Raw genomic sequence first — 21,760 nt, forward strand, 5'->3', positions numbered from 1 at the left:
GGGACGAGATTTTGCCGAATTCGGTGCGAAAGCATTCCGAAGAAGTTACGAAACAATTTTCACCTTGAATTTCAATACGTTAATCCATCGCCCTCACGCGGCGCAGCGCCGCGCGGCGTCGGCATGATGCCGATATCGGTGCCGTCGCTGGGGGCCAGCGCGACGTAGGCGACGTTGTTGCGCATGTCGATGCTGAATCCATTGACCGCGTTGTTGGCATCGGGATCCAGGCATTGCCGCTCCGAGGTCTCCGCTGACACCCGCCCGCTACGCGACAGGCCCAGCAGCGAATTGCAGTCGCGGTCGGGTCGCAGGTACGCCAGCCCACCCGTGCTGTCGACCGCCCAACTGCGGTACCGCCAACGCGTCGGCTGATCCTCCACGGCCCGGGTCAGGCGAGCGGTGTCGAGCCCCGGATCGATCCGCCACAGTCCGCTGGCGTCGAGGCGGGTGAACAACACACTGTTACCCGCCGCGTCGTAGCGCGCCTGCGACACGCCCTGCACTGTGCTCAGCGGGCGCCAGGGCGTCCCGGTTCGGTCGTACAACACCAGTTGCGTCCCACCCTGCCCGCTTTCCTGCAGCACCAGCAAACGTCGCGGATCGCCGATGTCGATGGCCTGCAGCACGCGCTCGCCAGGAATCGGCAACGGCGTCAGCCGCCCCGATCGCGGCGTGATCTCGGCCGAGATCCACTCGCCTTCGGCATTCCAGCCCGACACCAGCACATGCTGGCCATCGACCGTCCAACTCGCAGGCTGCTGGGTATCGGGATGGATGCCCGACATCGGCCGCAGGCTGTCTGGCGCCCGCAGGTCCGCCCACCACAATTCCAGGCGGCCGGCACGATCGGACGCGAACACCAGCTCGGTCCCGGTCGGCGACACCACCGGCTGCGCATCGCGCCCGGAAGAGGCGAACAACTGCTGCTTGCCCTCGCCGGCCCGCGCACCCAGGCCGACACGATAGATACCGAACTGCGGATTGCGATGCACGAAGGCCATCAGCCCTCCCTTGGCCGCGACCGCCGGGCCCTGCGCGTCGTCGAGACCCAGGTCCTGCATCGTGCCGGTCGTGGTATCGAGCCGATACAGGCGCGACTCGGTGTCCACGCGCATGCCGAACACCAGTGTGCGGCTGTCGGGCAGCCACGCCAGGCCACGGATCTCGGCGCCCAGATGGGTCAGTCGTTCGGCCTTGCCGCCCTGCGCCGGAATGCGCCACAGATCGCCCATCTGCGGACTGCGGACGAATGCGATCCAGCGGCCGTCCGGCGACTCCTTGGGCTGGTAGTCGACCTCGCCGTCGGCCAGGTCGTAGTCGATGGCCTGCCATTGCCCCGAGCCCGGATCCAGTCGCCGGATGCCGCGTCCGCCCGGATCGCCACTCATCGAACCGAACAACAGCGCGCGGCCATCGGCGGACCAGTCGAAACTCGGCAGTTCGCTGTTGTCACAGCGCGCGACTTCGCGCTCATCACCGCCCGCTGCCGACACCAGGAAGATGGCGCAGTCGCGACGGTCGTTGAGGCGCGCGAACGCGATCTGGTGGCCCAGCGGCGACCACACCGGCAAGACGTCCTCGGCGCCGCTGGTCAGCGCGCGCGACGGCGCGTTGTCGGTGGTCTGCACGCGGATCGACGCCTGTCCGCGCACCGCGCTCACGCGCGAGGAGAATGCCACCATCGATGCATCCGGCGACAGCGACGGCGACATCTCGAATCCGGCGGTCGTGGTGATCAGCCGGTACGGCCGATCCGGACTGACCGGCTGCAGCGGGCCTGTTGCGACCGGCTTGCCCGCTTCCGGGCGTCCCGGACCGAGCAGCACGATCAGGACCGCCAGTATCGCCGCGACCGCGAGCACGGCGGCCGCGAGCAGCCAGCGCTTTCCGCCGATGGAGGAGGCGCGTTCCGTTCCGGCCATGGCTGCGCGGGACGCGTGCGATGCTTCGGAAGCCGCTGCGATGGCGGCGGGACCACCCGTGTCGGTGGAGATCGATGCAGGGAGCCCCGCGTCGCCAGGCAATGCAGACATCGCCTCCGGCACGGCAGCCTTCGCGATCGCCGTTGCCGTGACGTCGGGCTCGGCGCCATCATGCGTGGCCGCAAGCGCTGTCGCCAGGCCTGCGCCCGTCCGGTCGCCAGCGACAATGGCACCGCCGGCGATGACTTCGGCCTCCACTGTCGGCGCGGGATCCGCTTCGACACCCAGGGCGGTCACCTCGACCGTCAGCCGATACCCGTTCTTGGCGATCGTCTCGATGTAGCGGCGCCCTTCCTCGCCCTTGCCGGCACCGGCGCCGAAGGCCTTGCGCAACTGCGCGATCGCCTGCGTCAGCACGTCGTCGGTCGGCAGCGTGTCGGGCCAGACCAGCGACAGCAGCTCCTGGCGCGACAACACGCGGCCGGGCGTTTCCGCCAGCAACATCAGGACCGACATCGCCTTCGGCGTGACGCGGAACGCGGCGCGCGCGCCCGGCATCAGGATCTCGCGGGTATCGGGATCGACCACGGCCACGCCCACCCGCATGCGGACGGCGCTGGCAACGCTGGCGATCGGATCGGTCATGCAACGCGCGTGAAGGCAGGGCGGCGAGGATAACGCCTATGCAATGAATCAAGTCACGACACAGGGCGGATGCGGCAAAGTCCGGCAGAGAATGCGCTACGCCCATGAATGTGGACTGGCCGCAGGACCAGCACCGATACCTTGTGCACTGGAAATCGACGGGCGAACTGTGCTCAAGAAAAAAGCCGATGCGCTGCATCGGCTTCTCCGGTGGCGCGTACCTGCCGAGGCGGCAGGCCGCGCCAGGCTGCGTGCGGCCGTTACTGCAGGCTGCCCTGCGCCTGTCCCGCGCGATACGGGTACTGCTGGAACAGGCTGGCCAGCGTGCTGTCGATGCGGGCGTCGCGATCCTCGGGCTTCAGGTTGCTGACGCGACCGACCGCGATGCCTTCCCAGACCAGCCGATTGCGCGCGACATCGACCAGGTCGACGTTGACCGTGCCTTCGGTGTAGCGATAGACATCGGTGCGGTCGCGCCAGTACGGCACCGCGTAGTAACCGCGTGCGCGGTAGCTGTAGTAATACGCATAGTCCACGGTCGGGATGCTGGTGACGTCGGTGCGACGCTCGATGTACCAGTTGAGATTGACCCACAGGTCCGGCTTGTCGGCGCTGTAGACGTAGCCGCGCGACTCGAGCTGCGCACGGGTCGCCGCCTTGAAGCGCTCGCTGGCGGCGGAACTGTAGCCGTCCTTCTCGATCGCCAGCGGCGAATAGAATGCGAACGTGCGGTACTTCGAGAAGTCGGCTTCCGGATCGGCTTCGGTGGTGACGCGCGGGCCGGTGGCGCAGCCGGCCAGCACCAGCAGTGCGGCGGCGGCCAGCAGCCATCGACGCAGGCCGGTCGTGGCGTGGGGAATCTTCATGGAGGGCTCCTGTTGCAGGCCGTGGGCCTGGACGTGGTGATGGACGAACGCTATCACGCCGCTGTCGTGGCCATGCATACGCCGACTGAATCCGCCCCGGCTGGCAGCCGACCGGCAGCGAATCGCCGCCGGACGGTGCAAGGGCGCCGGAGATGACCGGCGGCCCCACCTGTTCAGCCGTCGCCATGCAACGGGCGCGCCCTGTCGGCCCACCCGTCGGCCGCGCTCAACCAGGCCGGTAGACCTCGCCGCCCTGGGCCAGGAACTCGGCCGACTTCGCCGCCATGCCGTCCTGCAGCGCGGCGGTGTCCTCGACCCCGTGCTCGGCGGCGTAGTCTCGGACGTCCTGGGTGATCTTCATCGAGCAGAAGTGCGGCCCGCACATCGAACAGAAATGCGCGAGCTTGTGCGCGTCCTTGGGCAGGGTCTCGTCATGGAATTCCTTGGCCTTCTCCGGATCGAGGCCAAGGTGGAACTGGTCCTCCCAGCGGAACTCGAAGCGCGCCTTACTCAGCGCGTTGTCGCGGACCTGCGCGCCCGGATGGCCCTTGGCCAGATCGGCGGCATGCGCGGCGATCTTGTAGGCCATGATGCCGTCGCGCACGTCCTGTCGATTGGGCAGGCCAAGATGCTCCTTCGGCGTGACATAGCACAGCATCGCGGTGCCGAACCAGCCGATCATCGCCGCGCCGATCGCGCTGGTGATGTGGTCGTAGCCGGGCGCGATATCGGTCGTCAGCGGCCCCAGCGTGTAGAACGGCGCCTCGCCGCACTCGGCCAGCTGCTTGTCCATGTTTTCCTTGATCAACTGCATCGGCACGTGGCCGGGGCCTTCGATCATGGTCTGCACGTCGTGCTTCCAGGCGATCTTGGTCAGCTCGCCCAGGGTCTCGAGCTCACCGAACTGCGCGGCGTCGTTGGCATCGGCGATGCAGCCCGGCCGCAGGCCGTCGCCAAGCGAGAACGCGACGTCGTAGGCCTTCATGATCTCGCAGATGTCCTCGAAGTGCGTGTAGAGGAAATTCTCCTTGTGGTGCGCCAGGCACCACTTGGCGAGGATCGAGCCGCCGCGCGACACGATGCCGGTGACGCGCTTGGCGGTCAGCGGCACGTAGCGCAGCAACACGCCGGCGTGGATCGTGAAGTAGTCCACGCCCTGCTCGGCCTGTTCGATCAGGGTGTCGCGGAAGATCTCCCAGGTCAGTTCCTCGGCGCGGCCATCCACCTTCTCCAGTGCCTGGTAGATCGGCACGGTACCGATCGGGACCGGCGAGTTGCGGATGATCCACTCGCGGGTCTCGTGGATGTGCTTGCCGGTCGACAGGTCCATGACGGTGTCGCCGCCCCAGCGGATCGACCAGACCAGCTTCTCCACTTCCTCGGCGATACCCGAGCTCACCGCCGAATTGCCGATGTTCGCGTTGATCTTGGTCAGGAAGTTGCGGCCGATGATCATCGGCTCGCTTTCGGGGTGATTGATGTTGTTGGGCAGGATCGCGCGGCCACGGGCGATCTCGTCGCGCACGAATTCGGGCGTGATGACCTGCTGGATGCTGGCGCCGAACGATTCACCGGGATGCTGCGAGCGCAGCAGCGCATCGCGCACCGCGTCCAGCTTCTGGTTTTCGCGGATCGCGACGAACTCCATCTCCGGCGTCACGATGCCCTGGCGCGCGTAATGCATCTGGGTGACGTTGGCGCCGGCCCTGGCAACGCGCGGCATCGCGCGGGCCGGGAAGCGCACGCCGTCGAGCCGCGCATTGGTCTCGCGGCCGCGGCCGAATTCGGAACTCAGCTGCGGCAGGCGCTCGGTGTCGCCGCGCGCTTCGATCCATGCCGCGCGCAAAGCCGGCAAGCCGCTGCGCAGGTCGATCCGCGCATCGGGATCGGTGTAGGGACCGGACGTGTCGTAAACGGTCACCGGTGGATTGTCCTCGCCACCGAACAGCGTCGGCGTCTTCGCCAGCACGATCTCGCGCATCGGCACGCGCACCTGCTGTCCGTGCGCGGCCTCGGCGGCGCCGTCGACGAAGATCTTGCGCGAGCCGGGAATGGGCCGGGTCACCGACTCGGACAACTGTTCGGTCTGTTGCAGCAGGTCTTCGGCGGGCCCGTTTTGGGTGGGCTTGGCAATCGCGTTCATCGGCAGCGTCCTGTCAGTGGCGGACCGGAAGGGATTTCCGGTGGCTGGACGAAGCGAAGACGCATCGCCAGCCCCGTGGCGGGGCTGGCGTCGCGAAGCTTCCCTACGGCGGTATCAACCGCGTCAGGTTCGAAGGGACTGTCTCAACCGGCGTCCGCCGGTACCCCCGCTTCGGCCGCGATTAGACCACAACTGCCCGCCGACGCGGAGGGCGGTCCCGGCACCTCGACGGTTGGTCGTTCACGTCCAGTCCGCCTGCGACGACTTGGCGGTCGCAACAGCAGCGGGGCCGTGGCGTGCCGGAACGAGTTCCGGTCTACCTTGGCTGATGAGGCTTCGGATACCGGGACACGTTTCGTCCTACGCGACTGACTGCCGCATGCCGCCGTCCAGACGACCGCCAACGAGTGTCTCGCATGGCCGCCACGACGGCCCCCGACACGGGCAGCGCACGTCCCGCAACAAGGACGCTTGACGCGCCGCACCATCGTCCGGTATTGATGTCGGCCATGTCACACGCCCCCGCCCCTGTCGCCACCTGCCACGTCCCGCCTCGCGCGGGGATGGTTGCAATCGTGACGATTATTACCACCACCGGTACCATTCGGACCGGGGTGCGGGCGCGTGTGCTGAACTGATCGATCACGCCGCTCCGCACCCGATCCGGGTGTGGAGCGCTTGGCTTCCACCTCGAATCGACGCGGAGCCCAACTGGAGCTCCCGATGTCGTCCGCCCCACGCAACACTGCGCCTGCCGTCTGCCACGTCCACAAGTTCGGCGGCAGCAGCCTCGCCGATGCCGCCCATATCCAGGCCCTGCCGCCGCTGATCGGCGAGACGCCGCGTTCGCGCGTGGTCGTGGTCTCGGCGATGTCGGGCACCACCAATGCCCTGGTCGCACTGGCCAACGAGGCCACCGCCAACACGGACTGGGCCCCGGCCTGGAGCGCGCTGCGCGAACGCCACCTGCAGGCCGCGACCACGCTGGATCCGGATGGCCGGTATGGCCTGCATGCGGCGATCGACGCCGACTTCTCCGACCTGCAGGCCGACCTGTCGGCACTGGCCGCAGGCAGCGACGATCCCGAGATGCATGGCGCCCGCGTGCATGGCCTTGGCGAGGTCGCATCGTCGCGACTGGTGCAGGCCGCCCTCAGCGGACGCCCCAACGGCTGGTTGCGGCTTGATGCGCGCGACGTGCTGGTCGTGCATGCCGGCGAGATGGGCGTCGGCGTCGATTGGGACGCCAGCCGCGCGAACCTCAACGCATGGCGCGCCGCCCATGCGGAGGCCACCTGCGTGGTCGTCACCGGTTTCGTCGCACGCGATGCGCAGCAGCGCGCGACCACGCTGGGCCGCAACGGCAGCGATTACTCGGCGGCGATCTTCGCCAACCTGTTCGATGCCGACGAACTGACGATCTGGACCGATGTCGACGGCGTGCTGTCGGCCGATCCGCGACTGGTGCCGGACGCGGTCTGCCTGCCGTTGATGTCGTATGCCGAGGCCTGCGAACTGGCCTACTTCGGCGCCAAGGTGCTGCATCCGCAGACGATGGCGCCGGTGCAGATGCGCGGCATCCCGCTGCGCATCCGCAACACCCTCAACCCGTCCGCACCGGGCACCCTGATTGTCGCCGAGAGCGATCCCGACGGCGCGCCGGTCAAGGGCCTGACCCTGGTCCGCGACATGGCCGTGCTGGAACTGGTCGGCAACGGCATGGTCGGTGTCCCGGGCACGGCCGAGCGGCTGTTCGCAGCGCTGCACCATGCCGGCGTCTCGGTGACGATGATCTCGCAGGGATCGTCGGAGCACTCGATCTGCTGCATCGTCCGCGCCAGCCAGGTCGAGCGCGGTCGCGACGCAGTGGTCGCGGCGTTCGCCGGCGACATGGCCGATGCCAGCACCCAGGCCGTCAACGTCACCACCGGCATCAGCATCCTGGCCGCGGTCGGCGACGGCATGGTCGGCACGCCCGGCGTGTCCGCACGCCTGCTCGGCGGACTGGCGAAGGCGCGCGTCAACATCCGCGCGATCGCGCAGGGTGCCAGCGAGCGCAACATCTCCGTCGCGATCTCCGAGAGCGACGCCACCCGCGCCCTGCGTGCGGTGCATTCGGCATTCTGGCTGTCGCCGCAGACGGTCTCGATCGGCGTCATCGGCCCGGGCCAGGTCGGGCGCGCGTTCCTGTCGCAGCTGGCCAGCGTGCTGCCGCGCCTGCGCGCGGGTTCGCAGATCGACCTGCGCCTGCGCGCGATTGCCAACAGCCGGCAGATGGTGCTCGATCATTTCGAGATCGACGCCGCCGGCGCCATCGAACGCCTGCACGACCAGACCACCCAGCCGCTGGACCTGGACGGCTTCGCCGCGCACGTGCGCGCCGACCACATCCCGCATGCGCTGATCGTCGACTGCAGCGGCAACGACGCCATCGCCGCGCAGTATCCGCAGTGGCTGGCCGCCGGCATCCACGTGGTCACGCCCAGCAAGCATGCCGGCAGCGGAGACTGGTCGCGCTATATCGCGCTGCGCGAGGCCCAGCGTGGCAGCGGTGCGCGTTTCGGCTATGAGGCCACCGTCGGCGCCGGCCTGCCGGTGATCCTGACACTGCGCAGCCTGCTCGATACCGGCGACGACCTGCATGGCATCGACGGCATGCTGTCGGGCACGCTGGCCTGGCTGTTCAACAGCTTCGATGGCAGCCGCCCGTTCTCGGCTCTGGTCCGCGAGGCACGCGAACTGGGTTACACCGAGCCCGACCCGCGCGACGACCTGTCCGGCCTGGACGTCGCGCGCAAGCTGGTGATCCTGGCGCGCGAAGCAGGGCGCGAGCTGTCGATCGGCGATGTCGCCGTCGAGAGCCTGGTGCCCGAGGCGCTGCAGCAGGTCGGGCTGGACGAGTTCCTGGCACGGCTGGACGAACTCGACGCGCCGATGCAGGCGCGCCTGCAGGCGGCACAGTCCAAGGGCCTGGGCCTGCGCCACATCGCGCAGCTGTCGCGCGAGGGCAAGGCCAGCGTCGGCGTCGTCGCCCTGCCCGACGACCATGCCTGCAGGCACACCAAACTGACCGATAATCTGGTGCAGTTCACCACCACGCGTTATGCCGACAATCCGCTGGTCGTACAGGGACCGGGCGCAGGCCCGCAGGTCACTGCCGCCGGCGTGTTCGGCGACGTGCTGGCGATCGCCCGTTCGCTGTGACCGGCCCCATCCCTCCTGACCACGACCCTTGCACATGACTTCCCCCCAGCGGTTGACTGAAGCCACCGCATTCGCACCCGCCAGCGTCGGCAACATCGGCGTCGGCTTCGACCTGCTCGGCCACGCCATCGAAGGCCCGCGCGATGTCGCCATCGTGCGCCTGATCGATGAGCCGATCGTCCGCATCGACGCGATCCGCGGCGACGTCAACGGCGTCGACCTGCTGCCGCTGGAGGCCGGGCGCAATACCGCCGGGCGTGCCTTGATGGCCTTCCGCGAGCAGCACGCGCCCGATCGCGGATTCGCGGTCGAACTGCTGAAGGGCATTCCGCTGGGCTCGGGCCTGGGCGGCTCGGCCGCGTCCAGCGTCGCCGCCATCGTCGCCGCCAACGCCCTGCTCGATGCCCCGCTGTCGCGCGAAGCGCTGTACAGCTTCGCCCTCGATGGCGAAGCGGTGTCCAGCGGCAGCCGCCATGGCGACAACGTCGCGCCGATGCTGCTGGGCGGCGTGGCGATGGCGACCGCGACCCGGATGATCCCGCTGCTGGCACCTGGGACGCTGCATGCGGTGGTGGTGCATCCCGACCAGGTGCTCGAGACCCGCCGCTCGCGTGCGGCGCTGGCCGACCCGTATCCGCTGCCGATCATCGTCGAGCACACCACCTACCTGGCGCAGTTCCTGATCGGACTGCAGCGCGGCGACCTGGCGCTGATCGAGGCCGGGCTGCGCGACGTGCTGGTCGAACCGCGTCGCGCGCCATTGATTCCGGGCTTTGCCGCGGTCAAGGCGGCCGCGCTCGATCACGGCGCGCTCGGTGCCAGCATTTCCGGTGGCGGCCCCAGCGTGTTCGCATGGTTCGCCTCCAGGGAGGCCGCCGAGCGCGCGGCCCCGGCGATGCGCGACGGCTTCGTGGCGGCCGGCTTCGATGCGCGCGCCTACGTCACGCCGGTCAATGGACCGCGCGCCGATCTGATTGCACAGGTCTGACCCGGCCGGCCGCCGCAGCCCGGCCATCCCGGTGGACATGCGGATGCGCGCGCGACCGCGCCATGCCATCGTCCGCACGCACATGCACGCCCTCTCCCGCCCTCTCCTGACCTGCAGCGACCCATGAATTTCATCAGCACACGCGGCAACACCGCTCCCACGCCCGTCGATGTCGCGCTGGTCGCCGGCCTCGCGCCCGATGGCGGCCTGTACGTTCCCGAGCGCATCCCGACCGTTCCGTTCGCGCAGCCGGCCGCCACGCTGGCGCTGACCGCGCAGCAGGTGCTTGCGCCCTACTTCGCCGAGTCCGCACTGCGCGAGCGGCTGCCGGCGATCTGCGCCGAGGCGTTCTCGTTCGACGCGCCGCTGCGTGCGCTCAACGGTTCTCAGGATTTCCTGCTCGAGCTGTTCCATGGCCCGACTGCCGCGTTCAAGGACTACGCCGCGCGCTTCCTCGCACGCGCACTCGGCGCGCTGCGCGAAGATCGGAATGATCCGCCGACCACCATCCTGGTCGCGACCTCCGGCGATACCGGCGCCGCGGTCGCGTCGGCATTCCATCGCCGCGAAGGCTTCAACGTCGTCATCCTGTATCCCGACGGCAAGGTCTCGCCGCGCCAGGCGCATGGCCTGGGCTGCTGGGGCGACAACGTCCGCGCGTTCAGTGTCGACGGCACCTTCGACGACTGCCAGCGGCTGGCCAAGCAGGCGCTCGGCGATGAGGCACTGCGCCAGCAGGTCCGGCTGGGCTCGGCGAACAGCATCAGCCTGGGCCGACTGCTGCCGCAGGCGGCGTACTACGCGCATGCCGCGTCGGCGCATGCCGCAGACCATGGCGCACCGTTGAACCTGATCATTCCCACCGGCAACCTCGGCAATGCCTGCGCCGCCGTGGTCGCACGCGCGATGGGCGCACCGATCGGCGAGATCCGCCTGGCCTGCAATGCCAACGACACCCTGCCGCGCTATTTCGATGGCGCCGACTACGCCGCCCAGCCGACGCGATCGACGCTGGCCAATGCGATGGATGTCGGTGCGCCGAGCAACTTCGAACGCCTGCGCTACTGGCATGCCGACGACGCCTCGCTGCGCCAGGCCTTCGTCGCCGAGTCCGTCGACGACGCGACGATCACCCAGACCCTGCGCGAGGCACCCGCGCGTCACGGCGTCGTTGCCTGCCCGCACACCGCGACCGGCCTGAAGCTGCTGCAGGACCTGCGCGCCGCCGGCGATGCCCGCGACTGGGCCGTGGTCGCCACCGCGCATCCGGCCAAGTTCGAGAGCATCGTCGAGCCGCTGGTCGGGCATGTCGTCGAACCGCCGCCGGCCCTGGCCGAAAGCCTCGCGCAGCCGGCCACGGCCACCGCGCTGGCCGCCGATTACGACGCGTTGCGGGCCGTGCTGCTGGGCTGACGCCCCCACCGTCTTTCCGGGGCCCCACCGCCCTCGCTGCCGGCCGACGTCCACCCATGCACGTCGACCGGCAGCGGTCGCGCAGGTGCGTGCCTGCGCTACGCCTCTTCAAGCGCCGGGCGTGGACACCGGCCTGGCCGGGCCTGGCGATGCCACGACCGGCTGCGGCACGCGCCGCGGCGCCACCCACAGGCGCAGCACGAACCAGGCCAGCAACAGCGCGCCGACGCTGAACAGCGTGTCGCCGGGCACGCGCATCCAGACCAGCATCTCGATCAGCGGTTGCTGCATGAACTCGGCCGACCGCGCGTACCAGTAGCCATGCGTCAGCGCGGCATTGAGCTGCAGGATGCCCAGCGGCAACAGCGTCAGCAGGCCCATGCCGGCAAGTCCGATGTTGAACGCCCAGAACGACGACTTCAGCAGGCGCTCGTCCCAGACAAGATCAGGCTTAAGTCCGCGCAGGCAGAACAGCATCAGACCGATGCCGAGCATGCCGTAGACGCCGAACAACGCGGTGTGGCCATGCAGCGCGGTCAGGTTGAGGCCCTGCATGTAGTACAGCGCCAGCGGCGGATTGATCAGGAAGCCGAACAGGCCCGCGCCGACCAGGTTCCAGAACGCCACCGCGATGAAGAACATGATCGGCCACTTGTACTTGTGCATCCAAGGCGTGGCCTTGCCGAGCTTGTAGCTGTGGTGTGCCTCGAAGCCGACATAGGCCAGCGGCACCACTTCCAGCGCCGAGAAGCTGGCGCCGATGGCGATCACCGAGGTCGGCGTGCCGGTGAAGTACAGATGATGCAGCGTGCCCAGCACGCCACCAGCCATGAACACGATCGTCGCGAACAGCACCGCGATGGTCGCGCTGCGGATCTGCAGCAGGCCAAGCCGCGTGAACAGGAACGCGATGACCGCGACCGCGAACACTTCGAAGAAGCCCTCGACCCACAGGTGCACGACCCACCAGCGCCAGTACTCGACCATCGACAGGTGCGTGTGCTCGCCCCACATCAGGCCGGCCGCGTAGAAGATGCCGATCGCGACCACCGACAGGAACAGCAGGCTGACGATCGAACGCGACTGCCCGCCGTGCCGGATCGCCGGCCACAGCGCGCGCCCGACCAGGACCAGCCACAGGAGCAGGCCGATGAACAGGAACCACTGCCAGAAGCGCCCCAGGTCGACGTACTCCCAGCCCTGGTGGCCGAACCAGAAGTTGTGCGCCAGGCCCAGCTTCTGCATCACCGCGAACCATTGCCCGGTGAACGAGCCGACCACGATGACGATCAGGCAGGTCCACAGCACGTTGACACCCAGGCGCTGGAACCGCGGCTCATGGCCCGAGATCGCTGGTCCGATGTAGAGCCCCATGCCCAGCCATGCAGTGGCGATCCACAGCACCGCAAGCTGGGTATGCCAGGTGCGTGTCAGCGCATACGGCAGGATCTCGGCCAGCGCGAAGCCATAGGCCTGCTGGCCTTCGACCTGGTAATGCGCGGTGGTGGCGCCGAGCAGGATCTGCACCAGAAACAATGCGATCACCACCCAGAAGTATTTGGCCGTGGCCCGCATCGACGGCGTGATCGTAATCGATGCCAAGGGGTCGGTGCTGGGCAGCACCGGCGCCATCCCGTCGCCGTGGCTGACCGCGTAATGCCAGCCCAGCAGCGCGATGCCGGCGATCAGGAACAGCACGCTGAACACCGTCCACAGGAACGCACCCGGCGGCGGCGTATTGCCGACCAGCGGATCGTGCGGCCAGTTGGCGGTGTAGCTGATGCTGTCGCCGGGACGCTCGGTCACCTGCGCCCAGGCCGCCCACCAGAAGAAGGCCGGCAGGGCCTGGCGGTGCGCGGCGTCGGCCACGGTATCGTTGCGCATCGCATAGGCTTCGCGCAGCGCGGCGGTCTCGGGCGCATTGCCGAACAGGCTGGCGTAGTGCGCGGACACCGTAGCGATCGCTGCGGCGCGGTCCGCATCGACGGTGATCGTGCCGGCCGTGCCATCCCAGGTATTGGGCCGCAGCAATCCCTGCACGCGCGTCGCGTAGGCCGCCTGCGTCGGTGCGTCGAGGTCCAGGTAACGATCGACGCCATGCTCGCGCCGTGCCCACAGATCGAGGATCGCCTCGGCCTCGCGATGCATGAAGTCCGCGCCCCAGTCGGGCGCGACATAGGCGCCATGGCCCCAGATGGAGCCCAGTTGCTGGCCGCCGAACGACTGCCAGACCTGACGGCCGGTCTCGATGTCGGCCCGCGTGAACAGGACGGTGCCGTCGGTGCTGACCACCTGTTCCGGCATCGGTGGCGCCTGGCGGTGCACCTCGCTGCCGACCCACAGCAATACGGCGAATGAGCTGAGCAGCAGGACCGCCAGTCCTGCCCACAGCTTGCGTGTTGAATTCATGAGGCTGGTCCGTTGGATAACCAGCCGCATCTTCCTGCCGAGGTCTGGGCGCTGCCCTGATCCACGTCAACCCGACGCGGGATCGGCGATGCATTCGTGTTGCGTGGACGGCGTGATGCCCGCTGCCCGTCACGCAGGCCTCAGTCGAGCAGGCGTCCGAGGTGCCTTGGCAACGCGAGTTCCTGCCAGCCCTGTGCCTGCACATGGCGCAGCACCGCGACGACATCGTCGCAGGCGCGCGCGACCGCCGGCAGCAACGGCGCGCCCGATTGCAGGCGACCGGCCACCAGCGCGGCGAACATGTCGCCAACGCCCTTGACCGCATGCGGGATCGCCGGATGCTCGATCACCTGCGCGATATCGTGCGAGACGACGACGACCTGCAGCTTGCCGTCGCGACAGGTCGCCGGCGCGGCGCTGGTCACCGCGACCCAGCGCGTGGTCGCACCGAGCAGTCCGCGCGCGGCCCCGATGCAGTCGTCGACGCTGCGCAGCGAGGCGCCGCACAACTGCTCGAGTTCGAAATGGTTCGGCGTCAGCCCGCTGGCGCGCGGCAACAGGTGGTCCCGCCAGACCGGCACCAGTGCGGGATCGGTATAGATGCCGTAGTCGTGATCGCCGATCACCGGGTCGATCTGCACCTGCAGCCCGGGATTCAGCGCAAGGATGCGATCCAGCCACCGCGCCAGCAGCAGGCCCTGCCCGGGACTGCCGAGGTAGCCGACCAGCAGCAGACGCGCGCGGGTGATGACCTCGCGCGCTTCCATGTCCTCGAGGAAGCCACCGAACCAGTCCAGCGGCACCGGCCCGCCATGCATCGTCGGGTAATGCGGGGTATTGCCCAGCAGCACCGTCGGCACCGGCGCGACCTGCAGGCCGAGTGCCTGCAACACCGGCACCGCGATGCTGTTGCCGACGCTGCCGTAGACGACCTGCGACTGCACCGACACCACGTCGACGACGCGTTCGCCGACCGCGGGTGGCGGCGTGGGCGGTTGCGTGGGCACGGGCGTGGTCGCCGTCGTCCGCCCAGTGGTCATCGCGAGGACGTGCCGTCGTCGGGCTTGGCCGCTGCAGCAGGCGCAGCGGCGAATCCGGGCCAGTAATGGCTGTCGGGCAGCGCGCGGCTGCCGAAGATCGCCGTGCCGACGCGCACCGTGGTCGCGCCCTCGGCGATCGCCAGCTCGAAGTCGCCCGACATGCCCATCGACAGCTCGTCCATGCCGATGCCATCCGGCGCGTCCTGCCGTAGTTGATCGCGCAGTTCGCGCAGGCCGACGAAACACGGGCGTACCAGGGCTTCGTCCGGCGAGAACAACGCCAGCGTCATCAGGCCGCGGACGCGCAGTGATGAGAAGGTCGGCAACTGGCGCACGAAGGCCGCGACCTCGTCCGGCGGCAGGCCGAATTTGCTGGCCTCGCCCGAGGTATTGACCTGGACCAGCACATCCAGCGCGCGCCCCTGCTTCTGCAGTTGCGCGTCGAGGGCTTCGGCCACGCGCAGGTTGTCGAGCGCCTGGAACTCACTGGCGAAGCGCGCGACGTACTTGGCTTTGTTGGTCTGCAGGTGGCCGATCAGCACCCAGCGCAGGTCGGTCAGGTCGGCCATCGCCTCGGACTTACCGAGCGCCTCCTGCACCTTGTTCTCGCCCAGCTCGCGCATGCCGATCGCATGCGCCAGGCGCAACCGCTCGGCGTCGACGGTCTTGCTGACCGGCAGCAGCCGCACGGTCGCAGGATCGCGTTCCGCGCGTGCGCAGGCCTGCGCGATCCGCGCCTCGATCTGCGCCAGGTTGTGGCGCAGCAGCGCCGCGTCGTCGATCGCCACCACGTCCGAACTCTCCAATGCCATCACCCTTGCAAGAAGCCGCACTCAACCTGTCACATGTCCGCCAGCCGTGCCGCCCGCACCTGGCAGGCGATGGATCCTCGGCCGGGCTGGCGGGAACCAGCGCCCATTTTCCGCTTTCCGCAGGCGACATGCGAGCCGACAGCAGGCCAAGCCGGCGCCAGCGTGCTTCCGCCGACCCTCAGCTGCGCAGCACGTGGTGCGCCAGCCGCTGCAGCACCTCGGGTTGCAGAATGTCCATGTCGCGGCGGTCGACGCGCAGCGCGCCTTCGTCCTGCAGCTTCCGCAAGACCCGGCTGACGGTCTCGGGCGCCAGCCGCAGGTAGTTGGCGATATCGGTGCGTGCCATCGTCAGGCGCATCCGGTGCGGCGAGAAGCCGCGCTCGGCGAAGCGCCGCGACAGCGTGACGATGAACGCCGCCAGCCGCTCCTCGGCGGTGAAGTTGCCGGCCAGCAGCGAGGCCTTGCCGATATCCTGGCTCAGCAGGTTGAACAGGTGGCGCTGCAGGCCGGGCATGCGTCCGGCCAGGGTCGCCATCATCGGGAACGAGAACCGGCACAGCATCACCGTGTCCAGCGCCACCGCGTTGCAGGGATAACGCTCGGCATGGATCGCGTTGAGGCCGATGACCTCGCCGGGCAGGAAGAAGCCCAGTACCTGCTCGCGGCCGCTGGCATCGTTGACGAAGGTCTTGACGGTGCCGGCGCGCACCGCGGCGATCGCGTTGAAGGCATCGCCCTCGCGAAAGATGTAGTCGCCCTCCCGGTAGGGGCCGACATGCTCGACCAGCACGTGCAGGTCGCGCAGGTCCGGCTTGGCATAGCCTTCGGACAGGCAGGCTGCCGAGAACGCGCAGGTACTGCAGAAACGCAGGTCGTCGCCATCGTCGGCGATGACGCCGGCCGCGCGCGCGTCGTGCGGCGTCTGTCGCAAACCTGCCTCCCGTGCACGGTCCATGCACTGCATCAGATGACCCGGGAGTAGCGCGGCGCCTGCGACGGCCCCCCGAGATAGCGGTCGAAGCACATCGCGATGATACGCAGCAATGCGCGCCCGCGCGCGGTCGCGGTGATGCGCCCGCTGCCCGGTGGGCAGGCCACCAGGCCGTCCTGCTGCAACGGCCGCAGCGCAGCCATGGCCTCGCTGAAGTAGTCGTGGAAGGCGATGCCGTAGCTGCGCTCGATCTGCACCACGTCGATCTCGCCCTGGCACATCAGCTGCTGGATCACGTCAGCGCGCAGCACGTCGTCGTTGCCGAGCATCAGGCCGCGCCAGATCGGCAGCTTGCCGGCATCGACCATCGCCTCCCAGCCCGGCAGGTCGCGCTGGTTCTGGGTGAAGCTGTCGCCGACATGGCTGATCGCGCTGACGCCCAGGCCGACCAGGTCGGTATCGGCATGCGTGGTGTAGCCCATGAAGTTGCGATGCAGGCTGCCATTGCGCTGGGCCAGCGACAGGTCGTCGTCCGGCAGTGCGAAATGATCCATGCCGATGTAGACGTAGCCGGCCTGCGCGAGCCTGTCGACCGCCAGCCCCAGCAGGGCCAGCTTGTCCTCCGGCGACGGCAGCGCAGCCTCGTCGATCTGGCGCTGGGCCTTGAACATCTGCGGCAGGTGCGCGTAGCCGTAGATCGCCAGCCGGTCCGGGCGCGCGGCGACCACGGTATCGAGCGTGGTGCCAAAGCCCTGCAGCGTCTGCCCGGGCAGGCCGTAGATCAGGTCGACGTTGATCGAGCGCATGCCGTAGCGGCGACAGGCATCGATGACCGCCAGCGTCTGGTCCACCCCTTGCACGCGGTTGATCGCCTGCTGGACCACGGGATCGAAATCCTGCACGCCCAGGCTGGCGCGGTTGAAGCCGATCGCCGACAGCATCGCGATGTCGTCGGGGGTCACGAAGCGCGGGTCGAGCTCGATCGAGAAGTCGCGACGCGGGTCATGGCTGAAGCCGAACTGGCGGCCGAGGCTGTCGACCAGCTCGCCCAGTAGCTGCGGCGCCAGGAAATTGGGCGTGCCGCCGCCGAGATGCAGCTGAATCACCTCGCGGTCGCGCTCGAACAACGGCGCGATCATCGCGATCTCGCGCTGCAGCCGGTCCAGGTAGATCCTGCCCTTGGCGGCATCGCGGGTGATGACGCGGTTGCAGCCGCAATAGAAGCAAGGGCTCTGGCAGTAGGGGATGTGCACGTACAGCGACAGCTGGCGCGGGATCGGGTCTTCGTTGCTGCGGCGGGCGACGGTCCGGAAGTCGCCCTCGCCGAAGCCCTCCTGGAAATTGGGCGCCGTGGGGTACGAGGTGTAGCGCGGGCCGGGACGATCGTAGCGGCGCAACAACTCTGGCTCGAAGGTCCAGGAACGGGCGGCGGTGGTATCGGATGGCTTCATGGGTCGGCAGTATCCGGACCGGATCGCGATCGCGCCTTGATCAGAATCAAGTGCCGGGCACGCGGAGCCGCAACCGGGAATCGCCGCCCGGGACGCGCGATTGCGAATCATTCCCACAAATCGGCACAGGAATCTGCCCCGCGTCGGCCCGGAATCACGCTTGCGGCCGGCTGTCGTTGATCCAGATCAATGTGCCGCGCTGCGCCTCGCCCCACCATGGCGCCACCCGTACACAGCAGATGGTGGGCCATATGCAGGCCGCAAGTGAGCGTTACAACGACAAGGTGGTGCGTCAGTTCTCGGTGATGACCGTGGTCTGGGGCATCGTCGGCATGCTGGTGGGCGTCATCATCGCCGCCCAGCTGTATTGGCCCGAGATGACCGATGGCATCAGCTGGCTCAGCTATGGCCGACTGCGACCGCTGCATACCAATGCAGTGATCTTCGCATTCGGCGGCTGCGCACTGTTCGCCACCAGCCTGCACGTGGTGCAGCGCACCTGCCACGTGCGGCTGCTGTCGGACCGGCTGGCGGCCTTCGTGTTCTGGGGCTGGCAGGCGGTCATCGTCGCGGCCGCGATCACCCTGCCGCTGGGCCTGACCCAGGGCAAGGAGTACGCCGAGCTGGAATGGCCGATCGACATCCTGATCGCAGTGGTCTGGGTGGCCTACGCGGTGCTGTTCCTGGGCACGATCGCCAAGCGCCGGGTCAAGCACATCTACGTGGCCAACTGGTTCTTCGCAGCCTTCATCATCGCGATCGCGCTGCTGCACATCGTCAACAACCTGTCGATGCCGTCCGGCCTGGCCAAGTCCTACCCGGTCTACACCGGTGCGGTCGATGCGATGGTGCAGTGGTGGTACGGCCACAACGCGGTCGGCTTCTTCCTGACCGCGGGCTTCCTGGGCATGATGTATTACTACGTGCCCAAGCAGGCCGGCCGTCCGATCTATTCCTACCGGCTGTCGATCGTGCACTTCTGGGCGCTGATCGCGGTCTACATGTGGGCCGGTCCGCACCACCTGCACTACACCGCGCTGCCGGACTGGGCGCAGTCGGTGGGCATGGTGTTCTCGCTGATCCTGCTGGCGCCCAGCTGGGGCGGCGCGATCAACGGCATCCTGACCCTGTCCGGGGTGTGGCACAAGCTGCGCACCGACCCGATCCTGAAGTTCCTGATCGTCGCGCTGTCGTTCTACATGATCGCGACCTTCGAGGGACCGATGATGTCGATCAAGACCGTCAACTCGCTGTCGCACTACACCGACTGGACGGTCGGCCATGTGCACGCCGGCGCGCTGGGCTGGGTGGCGATGATCTCGATCGGCTCGATCTACGCGCTGCTGCCCAAGCTGCTGGGACGTGAGCAGATGTACTCGATCAAGTGGATCGACGCGCACTTCTGGCTGCACACCATCGGCGTGGTGCTGTACATCGCCTCGATGTGGATCGCCGGCGTCATGCAGGGCCTGATGTGGCGCGCGACCGACGCCGACGGCACGCTGACCTACAGCTTCGTCGAGGCGCTCAACTTCACCTACCCCTACTACCTGGTGCGCCTGCTCGGTGGCGTGGTGGTGCTGGCGGGCATGTTCCTGATGGCGCTGAACGTCTTCAAGACCTACCAGCAGGCACGCGTCGTCGCAGACCAGCCGGTCCTGCCACCCGACCCGACACAGGCAATCCCAACGCAGGCGATCGCCGCCGACGCAGGCCGCTGAGGACACCCGCATATGAGCAACGAACACGAGCACAAACCGCACGCGCACGAGAAGGTCGAGAAGAACATCGGCCTGATGGCGGTGCTGATCGCAGTCGCGGTGTCCTTCGGCGGCCTCGCCGAGATCATCCCGCTGATGTACCAGGCCGAGGCCATCGAGCCGCTGCCCGGCGTCAAGCCCTACCCGCCGCTGGAAGTCGCCGGACGCGACGTCTATGTCCGCGAAGGCTGCTACAACTGCCATTCGCAGATGGTGCGCACGCTGCGCTTCGAGACCGAGCGCTACGGCCACTACTCGCTGGCCGGCGAATCGGTCTACGACCGCCCGTTCCAGTGGGGCAGCAAGCGCACCGGGCCGGACCTGGCGCGCGTGGGTGGCCGCTATCCGGACGACTGGCACCGCGCCCACCTGATCAACCCGCGCGACGTGGTGCCCGAATCCAACATGCCGTCGTATCCGTGGCTGGCGCGCAACACCGTCGACGTCAAGCAGACCGTGCGCAACCTGCGGGCACTGCAGCGTCTGGGCGATCCCTACAGCGACGAGGAGATCGCCGAAGCCCCCGAAGCACTGGCGGGCAAGACCGAACTCGACGCCGTCGTCGCCTATCTGCAGGGACTGGGGCGGCACGCCCCGAAGGGAGGCCCGCAATGATCTCGGGCATCGTCACCACTGGCCTGCTGGTGCTGTTCCTCGGCGGCTGGATCTGGGCCTGGAGCCCCAAACGCAAATCGGATTTCGATGCCGCCGCGCAACTGCCGCTGGCGGAAGACGAGGAAACGCGCAAATGATGAGCAACGCCTGGTCCTGGTATGTCATCGCGTTGGTGGCACTCAACATCGTCGGCTGCGTCTGGCTGCTGTGGTGGACGGCCAAACGCCGTCCCGGCGACCCGCGCCCGGAAGACACCAGCCATGTCTGGGACGGTGACCTGACCGAATACAACAAGCCGCTGCCCAAGTGGTGGATCAACCTGTTCTACCTGACCATCGTCTTCAGCATCGGCTACCTGGTCTGGTATCCGGGCCTGGGCAACCTGGCCGGCACCAGCGGATGGAGTTCGGCCAGCGAGCACGATGCCGACAAGGCCCGCAACGACGCGCGGCTGGAGGAAACCTTCGGCGTCTACGCCAATCGCCCGATCGACCAGCTCGCCGGCGATCCGCAGGCGCTGGCGCTGGGACGTTCGATCTTCGCCAACACCTGCGCGGCCTGCCATGGCTCGTCGGCAACCGGCGCACCGGGCTATCCCAACCTGACCGACAAGGTCTGGAACTGGGGCGGCAGCCCGGACCGCATCCTGCAGACCGTGCTCGACGGACGCGACGGCATCATGCCGCCGCTGGGCAGCGTGCTCGAAGGCATCGGCGGCGAGCTTGCGGTCGACCAGGTCATCGCCTACGTGCGCGTGATGCGCCAGGCCGATCCGGAAGCCGCATTGCGCGGCGACTATCTGGCCGCGCGCGGCGAGAAGCTCTACCAGGGCCTGTGCATCGCCTGCCATGGGCCGGACGCCAAGGGCAACCAGGAACTTGGCGCACCCGACCTGACCCAGCGCAGCACGCTGTACGCCAACACCACCGACAGCATGCGCAAGACCATCAACGAAGGGCGTCACGGCACCATGCCCGCGCACCGCGAGCTGCTGGGCGAAACGCGTTCGCGACTGGTTGCGGCGTATGTGTGGTCGCTGTCCAATGGCAGCGGCACCCAGGCACAGACCCAGGCGCAATGACCGACTTCTCCGAGCCCCGCTTCGACCATCCGCCGCGCCCGCTGGCGCAGCGGATCGGTGCGATCCTGTGGCCGAGCTTCTTCGCCGCGGGCGTGGCGACGATGGTGTTCTTCGCCATCGTCGATCCGCTGACGCTGCGCGACATGACCTTTCCCGACCTGCCGATGACGCGGGAGCTGGGCTATACGCTGGGCTTCTTCATGTTCTGGCTGGCGACCGCGTCGTCGAGCCTGTTCACCTGGATCCTGCTGCGACCGGCCAGCCGTTTCAACCGCGCTTTGCCGCCCGACCGATGATCGCTGCCACACTGCCGCTCGCCGTGCGACTGCCGACCGCCTCGCCACGCATCGCCGCGCACGTGCGGCGCGCTATCCAGGCACGCTGCGACACTCGGTCACTGCCACCGTCGATACCACGCGCGGACAATCCGCAGCAGCAGCGCTGCTGCCGTCCTTTCCGCATGTCGTCGTCCGCCGG

Annotated in this window: 16 protein-coding genes and 1 riboswitch; of the genes, 8 read left to right on the top strand and 8 right to left on the bottom strand. The window is 68.2% G+C overall.

Annotated elements, in window-relative coordinates; translation table 11 throughout:
• Positions 1–71 precede the first annotated feature (71 nt).
• From ACYX7E_RS17260 to thiC, 3 genes are all read right to left on the bottom strand, one after another.
• Positions 72–2,570: a winged helix-turn-helix domain-containing protein gene (locus tag ACYX7E_RS17260; RefSeq protein WP_462081838.1), complete on the bottom strand. Its 2,499-nt coding sequence runs from the start codon at positions 2,568–2,570 to the stop codon at positions 72–74.
• A 260-nt stretch (positions 2,571–2,830) separates the two neighbouring features.
• Positions 2,831–3,436: a DUF4136 domain-containing protein gene (locus tag ACYX7E_RS17265; RefSeq protein WP_462081839.1), complete on the bottom strand. Its 606-nt coding sequence runs from the start codon at positions 3,434–3,436 to the stop codon at positions 2,831–2,833.
• Between the two features lie 226 nt (positions 3,437–3,662).
• The gene (gene thiC / locus ACYX7E_RS17270) at positions 3,663–5,579 is read right to left on the bottom strand and encodes a phosphomethylpyrimidine synthase ThiC (RefSeq protein WP_462081840.1); all 1,917 of its coding nucleotides are present in this window, start codon (positions 5,577–5,579) and stop codon (positions 3,663–3,665) included.
• Between the two features lie 82 nt (positions 5,580–5,661).
• Positions 5,662–5,757, bottom strand: a riboswitch (TPP riboswitch).
• Between the two features lie 545 nt (positions 5,758–6,302).
• Between thiC and thrA the strand changes: the two genes are divergently transcribed.
• The 3 genes from thrA (at position 6,303) to thrC (ending at position 11,184) form a co-directional block, all read left to right on the top strand.
• Entirely contained in the window at positions 6,303–8,783 is a 2,481-nt protein-coding gene (gene thrA / locus ACYX7E_RS17275; protein WP_462081841.1) for a bifunctional aspartate kinase/homoserine dehydrogenase I, read from the top strand.
• A gap of 34 nt (positions 8,784–8,817) precedes the next feature.
• Complete coding sequence (locus tag ACYX7E_RS17280) at positions 8,818–9,771, top strand: homoserine kinase (protein WP_462081842.1); 954 nt, start codon at positions 8,818–8,820, stop codon at positions 9,769–9,771.
• A gap of 123 nt (positions 9,772–9,894) precedes the next feature.
• A complete protein-coding gene (gene thrC, locus ACYX7E_RS17285; protein ID WP_462081843.1) occupies positions 9,895–11,184 on the top strand; it encodes a threonine synthase in 1,290 nt (429 codons plus the stop codon).
• Between the two features lie 108 nt (positions 11,185–11,292).
• Here the strand turns inward: thrC and ACYX7E_RS17290 are convergent, their stop codons facing one another.
• The 5 genes from ACYX7E_RS17290 to hemN all read right to left on the bottom strand — a co-directional run bounded on the left by ACYX7E_RS17290 (position 11,293) and on the right by hemN (position 17,827).
• The gene (locus ACYX7E_RS17290) at positions 11,293–13,593 is read right to left on the bottom strand and encodes a nitric-oxide reductase large subunit (protein ID WP_462081844.1); all 2,301 of its coding nucleotides are present in this window, start codon (positions 13,591–13,593) and stop codon (positions 11,293–11,295) included.
• 140 nt (positions 13,594–13,733) lie between these two features.
• Entirely contained in the window at positions 13,734–14,633 is a 900-nt protein-coding gene (pdxK, locus tag ACYX7E_RS17295) for a pyridoxine/pyridoxal/pyridoxamine kinase (RefSeq protein ID WP_462081845.1), read from the bottom strand.
• A complete protein-coding gene (locus ACYX7E_RS17300) occupies positions 14,630–15,445 on the bottom strand; it encodes a YggS family pyridoxal phosphate-dependent enzyme (protein WP_462081846.1) in 816 nt (271 codons plus the stop codon). The genes pdxK and ACYX7E_RS17300 overlap by 4 nt, the downstream gene beginning before the upstream one ends.
• A gap of 178 nt (positions 15,446–15,623) precedes the next feature.
• Positions 15,624–16,376: a helix-turn-helix domain-containing protein gene (locus ACYX7E_RS17305; RefSeq protein ID WP_462081847.1), complete on the bottom strand. Its 753-nt coding sequence runs from the start codon at positions 16,374–16,376 to the stop codon at positions 15,624–15,626.
• Positions 16,377–16,408: 32 nt separating this feature from the next.
• Complete coding sequence (gene hemN, locus ACYX7E_RS17310; RefSeq protein ID WP_462081848.1) at positions 16,409–17,827, bottom strand: oxygen-independent coproporphyrinogen III oxidase; 1,419 nt, start codon at positions 17,825–17,827, stop codon at positions 16,409–16,411.
• 251 nt (positions 17,828–18,078) lie between these two features.
• Here hemN and ccoN point away from each other — a divergent pair, with 251 nt between their 5' ends.
• The 5 genes from ccoN to ACYX7E_RS17335 are packed head-to-tail and all read left to right on the top strand — an operon-like array spanning position 18,079 to position 21,579.
• A complete protein-coding gene (gene ccoN, locus ACYX7E_RS17315) occupies positions 18,079–19,548 on the top strand; it encodes a cytochrome-c oxidase, cbb3-type subunit I (protein WP_462081849.1) in 1,470 nt (489 codons plus the stop codon).
• Positions 19,549–19,560: 12 nt separating this feature from the next.
• Positions 19,561–20,202, top strand: coding sequence for a cytochrome-c oxidase, cbb3-type subunit II (ccoO, locus tag ACYX7E_RS17320; RefSeq protein ID WP_462081850.1), 642 nt, complete (start codon positions 19,561–19,563; stop codon positions 20,200–20,202).
• Complete coding sequence (locus ACYX7E_RS17325; RefSeq protein ID WP_462081851.1) at positions 20,199–20,339, top strand: cbb3-type cytochrome oxidase subunit 3; 141 nt, start codon at positions 20,199–20,201, stop codon at positions 20,337–20,339. The genes ccoO and ACYX7E_RS17325 overlap by 4 nt, the downstream gene beginning before the upstream one ends.
• Entirely contained in the window at positions 20,339–21,283 is a 945-nt protein-coding gene (gene ccoP, locus ACYX7E_RS17330; RefSeq protein WP_462081852.1) for a cytochrome-c oxidase, cbb3-type subunit III, read from the top strand. The genes ACYX7E_RS17325 and ccoP overlap by 1 nt, the downstream gene beginning before the upstream one ends.
• Positions 21,280–21,579, top strand: coding sequence for a hypothetical protein (locus ACYX7E_RS17335; RefSeq protein ID WP_462081853.1), 300 nt, complete (start codon positions 21,280–21,282; stop codon positions 21,577–21,579). The genes ccoP and ACYX7E_RS17335 overlap by 4 nt, the downstream gene beginning before the upstream one ends.
• The last annotated feature ends 181 nt before the right edge of the window (positions 21,580–21,760 follow it).

Source organism: Luteimonas sp. RIT-PG2_3 (assembly GCF_054902115.1).